This window comes from Halomonas sp. HK25 (assembly GCF_047795635.1).
In the GTDB taxonomy this organism is placed as follows: Bacteria; Pseudomonadota; Gammaproteobacteria; order Pseudomonadales; family Halomonadaceae; genus Halomonas.
This window is the reverse complement of record NZ_CP181044.1, coordinates 3469223-3482976: the sequence shown is the minus strand read 5'-3', so window position 1 is coordinate 3482976 and position 13754 is coordinate 3469223. Positions and strand designations below refer to the sequence as shown.

The window sequence follows — 13754 nt, the reverse complement described above, 5'->3', positions numbered from 1 at the left end:
GGCCCCGCCATGACCGACATCCAGACATTGAGGCCCACGCCCGATGCCGCCGAGGTGGCGCCCGGTCGTCGAATCACGGCGGCCTCGCCGCTGGCGGCCTATCGGCAGGCAGTGGAACGCCAGGGCTTCGTGGCGGACGCGGCCCAGCAGGCGGCGGTCGCCCGGCTCGAACGCTGCTTCCAGGCCGTGCATGGCGGGGCGGAGGCGAGCGTGATATCGGGCGTCTATCTCTGGGGGCCGGTGGGGCGCGGCAAGACCTGGCTGATGGATAGCTTCCATGGCCACCTGCGGGTGCCGGCCCGTCGCCTGCACTTCCACCACTTCATGCGCTGGGTGCACCAACGCCAGTTCCAGCTACGCGGGACCGCCGATCCCCTGGTGGCCCTGGCCCGAGAACTGGGCGACGAGGTCCGGGTGCTGTGCCTCGACGAGCTGTTCGTCAGCGATATCGCCGACGCCATGCTGCTTGGTCGCCTGATGACGGCGCTTTTCGAGCAGAACGTGGTGCTGGTCTGCACCTCCAATCAGGCGCCCCGGCAGCTGTATGCCGACGGCTTCAACCGCGAGCGCTTCCTGCCGGCCATCGCCGCCATCGAGCGCCATCTGCAGGTGGTCGAGCTGGATGGTGGCCGCGATCATCGCCTGCATCCGGGGAAAGCCCACCAACGCTACTGGGTCGCCGGGGCCGGCCAACCGAGCCCGCTGGCCGCGGTATTCGAGGGGTTGAGCGCGGGCGAGGTGCGCGACGATGGCCCCATCGAGCTGGGGCATCGCCAGATCCCGGTGCGGGGGCGCAGCGAGACGGTGGTGTGGTGTCGCTACGAGGATCTCTGCGAGCAGCCCCTGGCGGCCCTGGACTATATCGAGCTGGTCGATCATTTCGCGCATATCCTGCTGGACGGGGTGCCCAGTCTGAGCGATGCCCGGCAGGCGGGTGGTATTGCCCGGGGCACCGAGGATGGCATTTCGCGGGTCGAGGCGGGGGATCGGGAGCTGCCGCGGCTGTCCCGCAAGGATGATGGTGTGCGCCGCTTCATCGCTCTGGTCGATGAGTGTTACGACCGGCGCACGCCGCTCTACCTGGAGGCCGAGGTGGCACTACCCGACCTCTACTCCCACGGCTACCTGGCCTTTCCCTTCCGGCGCACCCTGAGCCGCCTGCAGGAGATGCAGCTGGCGCGCTTCGGGGACGGTGATGCCGGCTGAACCAACGAGGCGGCCAGGCGGCCCCGTCGGTTCGAAGGAGTCGCTGTGGTGAGGCTCAGCCGCCGCTGGCCGCTCCGCCCACCACACCGCCGCGCAGGCCGCTGCGGTTGCCGCTGGTCGTCAGGTGGCTGGCCACGGCGTCTTCCGGTGAGCCGGCCATCTCGCGGAACATGCCCATGGAGCCGAGCAGGGCGGAGGATTCGTAGGGCACGAAGACGCGCTCGCCCTCCTTGGCCATGGTCGGCAGCACCTTGATATAGCTCTGGCCGAGCAGGTAGCCGACCACGGTGCGCTTGTTCTCCTCGCTGTCGCCGATGGCGCCCAGTACCAGCTTGATCGACTCCTGCTCGCCCTGGGCGCGCAGGATGGCTGACTCCTTGTCGCCCTGGGCGTTGAGGATCGACGATTCACGCTGGCCCTGGGCCATGGCGATGGCAGCCGACTTCTCACCCTCGGCTTCGGTGACCGTGGCGCGGCGCTTGCGCTCGGCGGCCATCTGCAGGCGCATGGCGGACTCCACCTCCTCGGGCATGGCGATGTCCTGCACCTCGACCCGGGAGATCTTCACGCCCCACTTGGAGGCGGCTTCTTCCATGGCGGACTGGATCTCGTTGTTGACCTCGGCCCGGGACTCGAACAGCTTGTCGAGCTCCATCTTGCCGACCACCGAACGCAGGGTGGTCTTGGCCAGCACCTCCACCGCCTGGCTCATGTTCTCCACTTCATAGACGGCGCGCTTGGGGTCGATGATCTGATAGTAGAGCGCGCCGTTGATGTTCACCGTGACGTTGTCGGTGGTCACCACCGGCTGGCCGGGGAAGTCCATCACCGTCTCGCGGCGATCGATGCGCGTTTCATGGCTGGTGATGGCGTGGTACTCCTCGCCCATCTTGCGGTAGCGGATCATGGCGATGGCGCGGGGCTGGTCGATGAAGGGGACGATGATGTTGATGCCGCTTTCCAGCAGCCGATTGAATGACCCCAGGCGCTCGATCACCATCACCTCGGACTGGCGGACGACCACCAGTCCCTTGGCAATGGTCAGGATACCGATGATGACGACGATCAGGGCGATGATCAGTCCAGGGCTGACGGGAAGGTCCATGCGGAATTACTCCGTGTCGTGGGTGGCGCGAGAATCCGGCGCCGGATGGGCAAGGTGCACGATGGCGGTGGTGCCATCGAAGGTCTGGAAAACGACCCGAGTGCCGGGTGGCAGTTCGGTCTCGCCGTTTTTTGCATCCGAGTCGGCGACGCGCAGGCGATAGAAGTCGCCATTGATCTTGATGCCGCTGGCACCGTCAAAATCGCGCTGTAGGGTCGTGTAGGTGCGGCCCTTCTCCACCCCGGTGCCGGTGGTGCCATAGGCCACCCCTCGGGGCGAGAATCGGGGGCGAATCACCCACACCGCCAGCGGTACCAGTACGCCCGAGAAGACGCCCATGCCCAGCAGCTGCCAGGGAAGTGACAGCCCCAGGCCGGCGAGGGCGGCGGTCAGGGCGGCGGCGATGCCGAGTGCCAGCAGCACCAGACCGCCGGTGGTGAGCTCGGCAAGGCCCAGCAGCAGGGCGACGATCAGCCAGATGACGGCGGGGTTCCAGTCCATGGGGCGTTCCGTTGGCTCGGGGCAGAAGATGGCGCGGTGCTGAGTGTAGCTCGGCAAGGATGAGGCAGAGCTCATGTATGAGAGTCATCCCGAGGGTACTCGGTTAACGCGTCACGGGCTACGCCTGCCGGCTTGATGATAGGGGGGAACCGCTGGACCCTTGGGCAGTCCACAGGTTGCAGAATGAAAGGGCACCGGTGTCCAGACCCACTCAAGAGGAGCCATCAATGACCCGTCGACAGACGCACCGCCCGAACCACAAGGACGAGATTCGTACCATCGCTGCCGGCCGCCCCCGGGCCGGGCTTGGGTGGTGGGCCGCAGCGCTGGGCGCCGCCGCCCTGGCCGGGGCGGTGCTGCTGGCCCAGCCGGCCGCTGCCGGCAGCCACGGCGATGACCATGCGCACGGCGAGGAGCATCACGGCGACGAACACGCCGACAATCCGGCGGTGCAGGCCTACCGCGAGGCCAATGACCGCATGCACGAGGGCATGATGGTCGGCTTCACCGGCGATGCCGATGTGGACTTCGCCCGCGGCATGATTCCCCATCACCAGGGGGCCCTCGACATGGCCAACATCGTGCTCGAGCACGGCGAGGACGAGGAGATGCGGCAGCTGGCCGAGGAAGTCATCGCGGCCCAGGAGGAGGAGATCGCCTTCCTGCGCGACTGGCTCGAGGCCCACGGCCAGGCCGTCGACTGACCTCCCCGCGCAGCTGGTGCTACGCTTCGCAGGCGGCCTTCGGGTCGCCTGCTTACGTTAGTTCTCTGCACCCAACTCTCGCTCCCGACTGAGGAGGCTTCGATGACCCTGCTGACCTGGATCGGCATCCTGCTGTGCCTCAGCCAGTCGGCGATGTTCTCGGGGCTGAACCTGGCCTTCTTCTCGATCAACAAGCTGGAGCTGGAGATCGAGGCGCGGCGCGGCAACCCCCGGGCCCGGCGGGTCAGGGCGCTGCGCCGCGATGCCAACTTCCTGCTGGTCACCATCCTGTGGGGCAACGTGGCCGTCAACGTGCTGATGGCGCTGCTCTCCGGCTCGGCGATGGGGGCCGTCGCGGCCTTCCTGTTCTCCACCGTGGTGATCACCCTGCTCGCCGAGGTCCTGCCCCAGGCGTTCTTTTCGCGCCATGCCCTGCGCATGGCGTCGCTGTTGGCGCCGGTGATCCGTGGCTACCAGCTGCTGCTGTGGCCGGTGGCCAGGCCCACCGCCTGGGTGCTGGACCGCTGGCTCGGGCCGGAGGCGATCCCCTTCCTGCGCGAGCGCGACCTTCATCAGCTGATTCGCCTGCACATGGAGTCTACCGAGACCGAGATCGACCGGGTGGAGGGGCGCGGCGCCATGAATTTTCTGAGCCTGGACGATGTGCCTCTAGGGCGGGAGGGCGAGCCGCTTGACCCTGCCAGCGTGATCACACTGCCCTTCGAGGGCGAGCGGCCGTTGTTCCCGGCGATCCGCCGCCATCGCCACGATCCCTTCCTGCGCTCGCTGGAGCAGGCCGGCAGGAGCCGCTCGGTTCTGGTCGACCAGGCCGGCACGCCGCGGCTGGTGGTCGATGTGAACGCTCTGCTGCGTGCGGCGCTGTTCGACGACGGCGAGTTCTTCCCGCTGGCCCACTGTCACCGACCCATCGTGATCCAGGACCCCGCTACCCGTCTCGGGGAGGTGATCGCTCGTTTCCGGGTCCGGCCCGAGCACCGCGAGGACGACGTGCTCGATGAGGATGTGATCCTGCTGTGGAGCGAGTCGCCGCGCATCCTGACCGGTTCCGACGTGCTGGGCCGGTTGCTCCGGGGCATCGTCCACCAGGGCGCGACGGTTGTCTGAACAGCCGGTTTCGCAGGTGGCCGGTATCCACGCCGTCGCGTCGCGGTGATTTCACGCCGCGAGATGCGGCAGGTCGCGCCCGCCGCAGGGCGGCGGGCGCGTGAAGGCCCAGGTCGCTGCGGGGTCACTCGGCCGCGTTGCGGGCGGCTTCCAGCCATTCGTCGACGGTATCGCGGTTTTCGGCGATCCACTCCGCCACCAGCGGCCGCACCTCGGCGTCGGTGAGGTCCTGCTCGTCCATTGCCGAATCGACTTCGCTGATCCATTCCAGGGGCAGGCGCACCTGGCGGAACAGTTCGGCAGCGGCCGGGTTGTCGTCGAGGAAGGCGTTGTTGGCCGCAACCCGGATATCGGCGGCCACGAAGCCCATCTCGATGGGGTCGGTGACCGCGCCCTTGACCCCTTCGGCGCGCTCCGCCTCGTCATCGAGGATGCCCGGGGCGTTGATCCACATCACCTCCTCGCCGGGGACCAGGGAGAGCAGCCAGGCGCTGGGCCCCCAGGTGTAGTAGAGGGCCGGTTCGCCGCTCTGGATGCGCGACAGCGCTTCGGCGAAGTTGGCCGCATAGCCGGCATCCACGTGGTTGATATGGTCGCGCAGCTCGAAGTTATCGAGCATGGCATTGATGCCCTCGTGGCAACCCCAGCCGGGCGGGCAGCCGAAGAGATCGGCGCGACCGTCGCCGGTGGCATCGAAGGCGGCCTTTACCTCGTCGCGGGTGAAGTCGTCGATGCCGGTGATCTCGTACTCCTCGATGGCCGCGGTGTTCACCAGGTAGCCCTGGATCCCGCAGGCCGGGCAGTGGGGGTCGAAGAGGGTGGCGACGTCGTGGAAGCCATCCGGCAACTGCGGCTCGTGCAGCGGGAACCAGCCGTTGGGCCAGTAATCGGCGTCACCTTCGGAAACTGCCAGGTAGGCCACTGGATTGGAGAGTGAGATCGGGGTCTGGACGTCGTAGCCGAGTTCCTCGAGGAGTTCGACGAAAACCCAGCTCACCGGGACCGCCGAGGTCCAGCTGGCCACGGCGGGCTGCACCGTCACACCCTCGCCGGGGCGGTCGGCGGCGGCGTTGTCGGCCGCGGTGAGGGCCCAGGCGGCGGCGACCGCCAGCAGGGGCCACTTGATGGTGGTTGCGGTGGGGGAATGGAATGTCATCGCTTAACCCTCTCTACGCGGTTGTATTGGAGCGAGCCGAGGCAGGATTGCCGCCGGCGTCATGGGTGTGTCACGTGGCTGAACCTCCTTCCCCGTCAGTCAGGGGGAGTTGTCGCGTTTCTGTCCGGGGGCCTTCTCGCCCAGTCCCTGGGTGATGCGGTCGAGCACCATGGCCAGCAGCACGATGGCGATGCCACCGACGAAGGCCTGGCCGATATTGAGGCGCTCGAGGCCGGCGTAGACCTCGAGGCCGAGGCCGCCGGCGCCGATGATGGCGGCGATCACCACCATGGAGAGGGCCAGCATGATGGTCTGGTTGAGCCCGGCCATGATGGTGGGCAGGGCCAGGGGGAACTGGACCTTCCAGAGGATCTGGCGCGGGGTGGAGCCGAATGCAACGGCCGCCTCCAGATACTCCGGACGCACCTGGCGGATGCCCAGGTTGGTGAGCCGGATCATCGGCGGCATGGCGAAGATGATGGTGGCGATCAGCCCGGGCACGTTGCCGATGCTGAACAGCATCACCGCCGGGACCAGGTACACGAAGGGTGGCGTGGTCTGCATGATGTCCAGTATCGGCCGCATCAGGGTGGAGAAAGGGCCGCTGCGGGCGCACAGGATGCCCAGCGGCAGGCCGATCATCACGCAGAAGAGCACGGCGGTGGTCACCAGGGAGAGGGTCACCATCAGGGCGTCCCAGACCCCCATGATGCCGACCAGGGTGAGGGCCACCAGGCTGAACAGGCCGACCCGCCAGGAGGCGGCGCGCCAGCCGATCAGGAAGACGGCAATCAGCAGGAGTCCCGGTGGCGTGGCGGCCAGGCCCCCCTGGATGGCCTGCATGACGCCGCGCACCGGGGGGCTCACGTAGGTGCGGAAGAGGTCGCGGAAGTTGGCGACGATCCAGTTGACCATGTCGGTGAGCCACTGGCGCACCGGCAGGTCGCCGAACAGCGCGAAGGGGTCGACCAGCAGCAGCCTCAGGAATTCGAGCAGTTCACTCATGGATGACCTCCCGGGTAGCAGGAGACGCGGCGTCCGGTCCCCGCTTGTCGAGGATGGCGGTGATCAGCAACGGCTCATCGATCAGCCCGCCGACGCGCCCCTGGTCGTCGAGGACCAGCACCGGCAGGGTGGAGTGGAGGCGGCCCCGCAGCACGTGGCGCAGGCTGGTGTGGGTGTCGCACTGCAGCAGCCGGTCGGCGTGGCGTGTCGCCGGCGGTGGCTCGTCCACCAGGGAGTCGAGGAAGCCGGTGCGCAGTGCGCGCCCCTCATGCCGTGCGCCTCTCAGTCGGCCCTGCTCGTCCAGCTCGATTTCGAGGCCGGGGTAACCGTCGACGCGGCGATGGCCCGCCAGGGGGCGGGCGATGGTGCCGGCGGTGATCACTCCGGTGGGGTCGGCGTGTTCGACGAAGCGGGCAACGTACTCGGTGCGTGGGTTGACCAGGATCTCCTCGGGTGTGCCCACCTGGACGAAGGCGCCATCCTCCATGATGGCGATGCGGTCGCCGATCCGCATCGCCTCGTCGAGATCGTGGGTGATGAACAGGATGGTGCGGCTGAGCCGGGCCTGGATGCGCATCAGCTCCTGCTGCATGTTGACCTTGATCAGCGGGTCCAGGGCGGAGAAGGGTTCATCCATCAGCAGCACCTCGGCCTCGGTGGCCAGCGCCCGTGCCAGGCCGACCCGTTGCTGCATGCCGCCGGATAGCTCGGCCGGCGAGGCACTGGCCCAGTCGCCGAGGCCGACCAGCTCCAGCATCTCCTGGCCGCGCCGCTGGCGTTCGTCCCGGGCGACGCCCTGGACCTCGAGGCCATAGGTGGCGTTGGCGAGCACACTGAGGTGGGGAAAGAGCGCGAAGTGCTGGAAGACCATGCTCATGTGGTGCTTGCGCAACATGCGCAGGCGCTCCGGGGAGAGCCCGGTGATTTCCACTTCACCCTGGCTGGGGTCCTGAAAGAAGAGACGCCCGGCGGTGGGTTCGATCAACCGGTTGATGCAGCGGATCAGGGTGGACTTTCCGCTGCCGGAGAGCCCCATGATCACGAAGATCTCGCCCGGCCTCAGGTCGAAGCTGACCCGGCTGACGCCCAGAATCTTCCGGGTCTCGGCCTGGATCGCCTGCTTGCCCTTGCCGGCCTCCAGCAGGGGCAGGGCCGCGGCGGGGTCGCGGCCGAACAGCTTGGTGATGTCCTCTGCGCGTATCACGTCGGTTGCTCCCGGCTCCACCCGGGGGATGGTGTCGGCGGAGCCTGTCCGCTTGCGGATCAACAGCCGCCACGACGTACACTCCGGTTTCGATGGGATCTGAAGGGGAGTCGAGGTTGGACGGCTGGCTCTCCCCCAGTATAGGCATTGAGGCAAGGTCCCGGTGATACGTTATGCTACGCCTCGGATACGACGGGGAGAGGAAGCGTGACTGGACTGATCTACTGGTTGGACATGGCGGGGGTCCTCGTCTTTGCCCTGTCGGGTGTGATACTGGCCTGCCGCTCTCGCATGGACCCCTTCGGCATGTTGGTGCTGGCAGCGGTGACCGGCATCGGCGGCGGCACCCTGCGCGACCTGGTGCTGGGCGTGCGGCCGGTCTTCTGGGTCACGGATCCCACCTACCTGTGGGTGATCCTGGCCACTGTGGGACTCTCGATTCTCTGCTTCCACTATATCCATCGGCTCAACCGAGGATTCCTGCCGGTGGCTGATGCCTTCGGGCTGGCGCTGTTCACGGTCATCGGTACCCACAAGGCGCTGCTGCTCGAGGCGCCGGGGGTGGTCGCGGTGCTGATGGGAGTGCTCACGGGGGTGGCCGGCGGCATGGTGCGCGACATCCTGGCGCGGCGGGTGCCCATGGTGCTGCGCCAGGAGGTCTATGCCACGGCGGCCATCGCCGGTGGCATCACCTATGTGGTGCTGGATGCCCTGTCTGCACCCGGCACCCTGACCATTGCCCTGGCGCTGCTGGTGACGCTGGGCCTGCGCCTGAGCGCCATCTACTGGCAACTGGCACTGCCGATCTTTGCCTGGGTGACGATCACGCCGTCTTCGCCCGCCGGTGAAAAGAGAGGCGAAGGCGTGGTGCCTCCCGAAGCAGCCCGACCCAAGGTGCGGGTGCGGATGATTCGGCCGGAGCAGTCGAAACGGCAGCTGAAAAAGCCATGACACGGGCTTCGCTCCTTCGCTGGAGCTGGCTCTTCCTGCTGGTCCTGCTGGCAGGCTGTGCCGCCCAGCCCGGCGAGACCCTCGAGGAGCGCCATGCGCGGGCGGGGCTGGCCATCCAGGCGGCCTACGAGCAGGCTCTGCCGACACTGCCCGCCGCCAAGCAGCGCCACTATGCCCAGCGACTCTACCGGCTGACCGGTGACGACCGCTACCTGCCCCTCAACCAGGCATATGGCCAGCGGCTGTTGGGCTGGCTGGAGTGGGACCTCGCCGCCCTGGCCCAGCCCGGCTATGCGGCGCAGCGCAGTCGCGAACTCGTCGAGGCCTATCCACAGCGCACTGCCAAGCAGCGGGCGAGGCGCGAGATGTTCGCCGAGTGGGGCAACATGATTTTTGCCCGCCAGCTGCTCTTCCGCCTGACCCAGGCGAAATATCATGGCCTGCTACCTGCCCTGGAGGATCACCGACGAGGCCTCGCCTACCTGGCGAGCGTCGACTGGCATGCCTTCCTCACCGATCCCGATGTCCTGCACCTCTATGCGGCCCAGGTGGCCAACCAGGTCCACTTCCTCCACCAGCTGGGTGTGGTCGACCTGCGGGAGGAGGTCGTCGCGGCCTTCCGCGAGCGCTATCCGCCGGGGATCGCCGCGTCGCTCGACAGGGACGAGGCCCACAACTGGCTCTATGGCTTGACCCACTTCGTGATCGCGGCGAGCCGCTACTACCAGCAACCCGTCGATGAGCAGGCGTTCGCCTGGGTGCTGGCCGCCTTCGAGGACGAGGAGGCGTGGATCCTGAGCGTGGCCACCGAGGACATCCTCGCCGAGGTGGCGTTGAGCTTCCTGCTGGCCGGGCGTGAGGACCATCCGCTGGTGTCCCGGATACGCGAAGTCCTCGTCGAGGCGGTGGCCCCCGACACCGGTATCATTCCCTCGGCAGAAGGGAGCACCGATCTGACGCGCGGGGAACACCGCAATGTTCTGGCCATCATGGTGTTGCGCTGGTCCGGAGCCCTCCATCCCGGGCCTGACCTGTCCGCTGACCGGGTCATGAGGTGAGTTGGCTGGGCGAGTGACGAGGAAGGGGCGAGGTAGCGCCGCCGCCCAGGCTGGCCCTCCCGAAGGTGAGCGACAGCCTGCTATGACGGGATGGCTATCCGGACAGGCGGTGGTAGGGCGCCGGCCAACTGGGGAGACAACGCATCTTTGATGCATCGATAGAAGGGGCGCAGGTCATCCTGCATCTCCGCCTCGGCAACCTGGTTGTCTATGTAATAGGCGCTGCGTTCGCCGTGGAGTTCGATGGGTTTGCCGATCAGCTGGAAATGGAAGCCGGACCTGGCCAGTAGCCGTGGCAACCTGGGCTGCATCATCGCGAAGATGTGTCGGCGTCCCGCCAGCTCTACCAGGGCATGGGTGGCCAGGAAGACGGCGCCGGTGATCAGCGGAAAAAGCCGACGCTCCTCGTCCGAGAAGTGCTCGTGGGGAGAGTCGGCAGAGAGGGTTTCGTAGCCGACGGGGTGGTGGCGAAACTCCCTTGCCGTGGCGAGCCGCGATACCTCGCAGATCTCATGGAAGGGCAGCCGGCTGGGGTGCAGGTGGGCATGAGTCAGGCTGCGGCCTCCATACTCCTGCAGCGGCAGGCGCAGCGATGCCCTGGGGGCGATGGGATCCGGAAACACCAGCCGGAAACATCCCGCGGCTAGCCCGGTGCGTCGGTGCCGGAGCAGACAGTGAACGGCGTGGCGATCATGGGGATCCACCTCGAGCTCGCCGGCGCCCCCATCCGGCGGGGTGTACCCGATCTCCTGGCAATAGACCTGGTGGCGAAGGTGGTAGACCTCCAGCCGCTGCTCCTGGCTGGCCGCCAGCTGAAAGTCGAAGTCTTTGAGCAGCCGGGCATAGCGCTGGCTCGCCGGGGAGGCCCCGGTGTCGGTGTGTCGTCTCGTGGTCATGCCCCGTCTCCTTGGTGGCGCGCTAGTATGTCGTCGAGAGGTTCCGGGCGCCCCAGATGGAAGCCTTGCCCGTATTGGACGCCGTAGGAGAGCAGTATCTCGATCAACGGCTCCTTGTCGACGAACTCGGCGATGGCCTGCTTGCCGAACCCAGCCGCGATATCGGCGATTGCCCTGACGATCACGCGACTATCGGCGCTGGTCGGCAGGTTGCGGATAAAGCTGCCATCGATCTTGATGTAGTCCACCGGCAGCTGGCCCAGATAGTGGAAGCTGCTGAAGCCAACCCCGAAGTCATCCAGGGCCGTGCGACAGCCGAGATCACGAATGGCCTGGAGGACGCCACGGGCCGTGGAGAAGTCCGTCACCGCTGCGGTCTCGGTGACCTCGAGGATCAGGTACTCGGGGTCGGCGCCGCTGGCGGCGAGTTCATCGGCCAGGTACGGCTGGAGCCCCTCGTCATGCAGCGACTGCCCCGAGAGGTTCACCGCCAGGCTCACCCCCTGTTCCTGCAGACGGGCCAGGGCCCTGAGACTGTGGCGCAGGACCCAGCGGTCCAGGGCGATGATCTGCCCGCTACGTTCGGCCACCGGGATGAAGCAGCCGGGGGAGACCAGGCTGCCGTCCTCATCACGCATGCGCAGCAGCACCTCGTAGTGGCGCACATCCCGATCCTCAAGGCGCACAATGGGCTGCACCATCAGCTCGAAGGCGTCCTCCTCCAGGGCCCGGTGGACGCGCTCCTCCCAGTAGACCCGTTCCTGGAGTTCCTCGCGCGCACCCTGCGCCGTGGCGAGCAGGTGCCATCGCTGGGTGCCGGAGGCCTTGGCTTTGTACATGGCCATGTCGGCGCTGGCCATCAGGTCGATGGGGTTCTCGGCATGTTCCGGGAAGAGGGCGATGCCGGTACTGGCCGAGACACGATGGCGCCTTTCCTCGGCATCGAACCTTGTGCATTCGAGGATCCGGTTGATCTGCTGGGCGACCCTGATCGCCAGGTCGGCATCCCCGTCCTTGAGCAGCAGGGCGAATTCGTCCCCCCCCAGCCTCGCGATGACGCCCCGGTGGCCGAGCTCCTCGGTGAGCACGCCGGCCACCTTGCGAAGCAGCAGGTCGCCGGCCTGGTGGCCGCAGAGCTCGTTGACATCCTTGAACTGGTCGAGATCCATCAGCAGCATGGCGCCCCGTCGTCCACTCAGCAGTGCCGCGCCTAGGGCCTCCTGGAAGTAGCGACGGTTGTATAGCCCGGTCAGGGGGTCGCGTTCGGCCAGCCAGGTCAGGCGGGCCTCGGCCGCCTTGCGCTCGGTGATGTCCAGACCGACCGATATCCTCCCGGGCGCCGCCCCGTTGCCGCCGGGCAGCGGGGCGTGGTACCAGGCGATGGTATGCTGACGGCCATCGGCGGTGACCAGCGGGCGCTCCTCCAGATGCGGCATGCTGGGGGGGAGATCATCCGGTGTCTCCCCCGGAGCGAAGACATCCTCGAACAGGCGGTTCAGCAGCGCCCCTTCTTCCGTGCCCATGATCGTCAAGGCATAGTCGTTGACCAGTCCAATGCGACCGCTGGCATTCTGGGTGACGATGAAGACCCGGGCGGTATCCAGCAGGCTGCCGATGAAGTCTCGCTCCCTTGCCAGTTCCTCGACCCGCTCGGCCAACTGCTGGCCGCGGGCCGAGACCTCCTGCTCCAGGGTCTCCAGCTGGCTGGCCAGCGCCAGGGTGGAGCCTTCCAGTATGTCGATCTCGTCGGCTAGGCGACGCCTGGGTCGCGGGATGGTGGCTCGCGCCTCGGCGAAGCCGCCACGTGCCAGCGCCGGCAGCACGCCGGCGATTCGGCGCAGGCGCGCCATGGGACTGAGCAGGATGGCGAGCATAAGCAGCTCCGCCACCAGCCAGCCGCCGAGGCCGACGACGACCAGCACGCGAGTGTCATGACCGATGGCGTTGATCTGGGGGGTGATGTCCGAGGCGAGCAGGAAGAAGCCGCTGCTGCGCTGGTCGCTGTCCTCATCCATCCGGAGTGCACTGAGTTCGACGTCGCGGCCAAGATGGTGCAGCCTCAATGGCTGCTGGAGCAGCTCTTCGACGGAGGCCTGGCTGGCGGCGCTCCTCAGCAGCGGCAGGTACTGCGCCTGGCGGGTCAGTGCCACCAGGTGCCCTCCCCAGGTCGCGATGGTCCTCTCCTCGGACAGTTCGACCCCGTCCAGGTTGCCGACCACCAGCAGGGCCACGTCGCTCTCGGAAACCTGCTGCGCCTGCCGGGTGACGTCGGCCAGCGAGCGCGACAGGATGATGGTGCCGACGCTTCCCCCATCGACCAGCACCGGAACCGCCGCGTACTGCCGGCAGTCGCTGGAGCAGCGCAGGGCGGTAACGGGCATCTCGTCGCGCAGGACGCGGTTAGCCCACTCCTCGACAGGCCGCTGGTTCAGCGCCTGGCCCTCGCCCCAGGCGGCGTGTTGAACCCCGTCACTGTCGAAGGCCAGGATCTCGTCGATGCCGGCCTCGAGCTGCAGCGTAGGCCACTGGGTCTCCAGCGCACTGACCAGCTGGTCCGGCTGGCCGGCCTGGAGCGCCTCGCCGAGCACCTGCACCGAGGCCACCATGGAGGCCAGCTGGCGCAGCCCCTCCTCGGAGCGTTCCAGGGCCAGGCGGATCTCCCGCACCTGACGCTCGTTGTGCTCGGCTCGGCTCGACTCGAACTGCCGGGTCAGGTTGGTGTGGCCGAGCCAGGAGAACAGCACCACCAGGCCCAGCAGCAGCAGGCTGCTGAGGGCGATGACCCGCCAGGTCAGGCTGAGGCGGGGGGTCCTGATGGAAGGCGAGGGGTTCATGCCGGGCAG

The 13754-nt window shown here is 67.5% G+C and carries 12 protein-coding genes; 5 read left to right on the top strand and 7 right to left on the bottom strand.

What is annotated here, in order from left to right:
* The first annotated feature begins 9 nt into the window (after positions 1-9).
* A complete protein-coding gene (gene zapE, locus ACM26W_RS16390; RefSeq protein WP_416138044.1) occupies positions 10-1206 on the top strand; it encodes a cell division protein ZapE in 1197 nt (398 codons plus the stop codon).
* Positions 1207-1261: 55 nt separating this feature from the next.
* Here the strand turns inward: zapE and ACM26W_RS16385 are convergent, their stop codons facing one another.
* Positions 1262-2311 carry an SPFH domain-containing protein gene (locus tag ACM26W_RS16385; protein ID WP_416138043.1) on the bottom strand — a complete coding sequence of 350 codons (1050 nt, stop codon included), beginning with the start codon at positions 2309-2311 and terminating at the stop codon, positions 1262-1264.
* 6 nt (positions 2312-2317) lie between these two features.
* Complete coding sequence (locus tag ACM26W_RS16380; protein WP_416138042.1) at positions 2318-2812, bottom strand: NfeD family protein; 495 nt, start codon at positions 2810-2812, stop codon at positions 2318-2320.
* A gap of 227 nt (positions 2813-3039) precedes the next feature.
* Between ACM26W_RS16380 and ACM26W_RS16375 the strand changes: the two genes are divergently transcribed.
* Both ACM26W_RS16375 and ACM26W_RS16370 read left to right on the top strand, forming a co-directional pair.
* Positions 3040-3516: a DUF305 domain-containing protein gene (locus ACM26W_RS16375; protein WP_416138041.1), complete on the top strand. Its 477-nt coding sequence runs from the start codon at positions 3040-3042 to the stop codon at positions 3514-3516.
* A gap of 102 nt (positions 3517-3618) precedes the next feature.
* A complete protein-coding gene (locus tag ACM26W_RS16370; RefSeq protein WP_416138040.1) occupies positions 3619-4641 on the top strand; it encodes a DUF21 domain-containing protein in 1023 nt (340 codons plus the stop codon).
* A gap of 124 nt (positions 4642-4765) precedes the next feature.
* On the opposite strand, the gene proX is transcribed toward ACM26W_RS16370, so the two are convergent.
* From proX to ACM26W_RS16355, 3 genes are all read right to left on the bottom strand, one after another.
* Positions 4766-5797: a glycine betaine/L-proline ABC transporter substrate-binding protein ProX gene (gene proX, locus ACM26W_RS16365; RefSeq protein WP_416138039.1), complete on the bottom strand. Its 1032-nt coding sequence runs from the start codon at positions 5795-5797 to the stop codon at positions 4766-4768.
* A gap of 99 nt (positions 5798-5896) precedes the next feature.
* Positions 5897-6802, bottom strand: coding sequence for an ABC transporter permease (locus tag ACM26W_RS16360; protein WP_416138038.1), 906 nt, complete (start codon positions 6800-6802; stop codon positions 5897-5899).
* On the bottom strand, positions 6795-8006 hold the full coding sequence (locus tag ACM26W_RS16355; RefSeq protein ID WP_416138037.1) for a quaternary amine ABC transporter ATP-binding protein: 1212 nt from the start codon (positions 8004-8006) through the stop codon (positions 6795-6797). The genes ACM26W_RS16360 and ACM26W_RS16355 overlap by 8 nt, the downstream gene beginning before the upstream one ends.
* 207 nt (positions 8007-8213) lie before the next feature.
* Here ACM26W_RS16355 and ACM26W_RS16350 point away from each other — a divergent pair, with 207 nt between their 5' ends.
* Both ACM26W_RS16350 and ACM26W_RS16345 read left to right on the top strand, forming a co-directional pair.
* On the top strand, positions 8214-8957 hold the full coding sequence (locus ACM26W_RS16350; RefSeq protein WP_416138036.1) for a trimeric intracellular cation channel family protein: 744 nt from the start codon (positions 8214-8216) through the stop codon (positions 8955-8957).
* Positions 8954-10015, top strand: coding sequence for a DUF3541 domain-containing protein (locus ACM26W_RS16345; protein WP_416138035.1), 1062 nt, complete (start codon positions 8954-8956; stop codon positions 10013-10015). The genes ACM26W_RS16350 and ACM26W_RS16345 overlap by 4 nt, the downstream gene beginning before the upstream one ends.
* Before the next feature lie 80 nt (positions 10016-10095).
* Here ACM26W_RS16345 and ACM26W_RS16340 read toward each other — a convergent pair whose 3' ends face one another.
* Positions 10096-10911, bottom strand: a complete 816-nt coding sequence (locus ACM26W_RS16340; protein WP_416138034.1) for a PEP-CTERM/exosortase system-associated acyltransferase — start codon at positions 10909-10911, stop codon at positions 10096-10098.
* Positions 10908-13745, bottom strand: coding sequence for an EAL domain-containing protein (locus tag ACM26W_RS16335; protein ID WP_416138033.1), 2838 nt, complete (start codon positions 13743-13745; stop codon positions 10908-10910). The genes ACM26W_RS16340 and ACM26W_RS16335 overlap by 4 nt, the downstream gene beginning before the upstream one ends.
* Between the last annotated feature and the right edge of the window lie 9 nt (positions 13746-13754).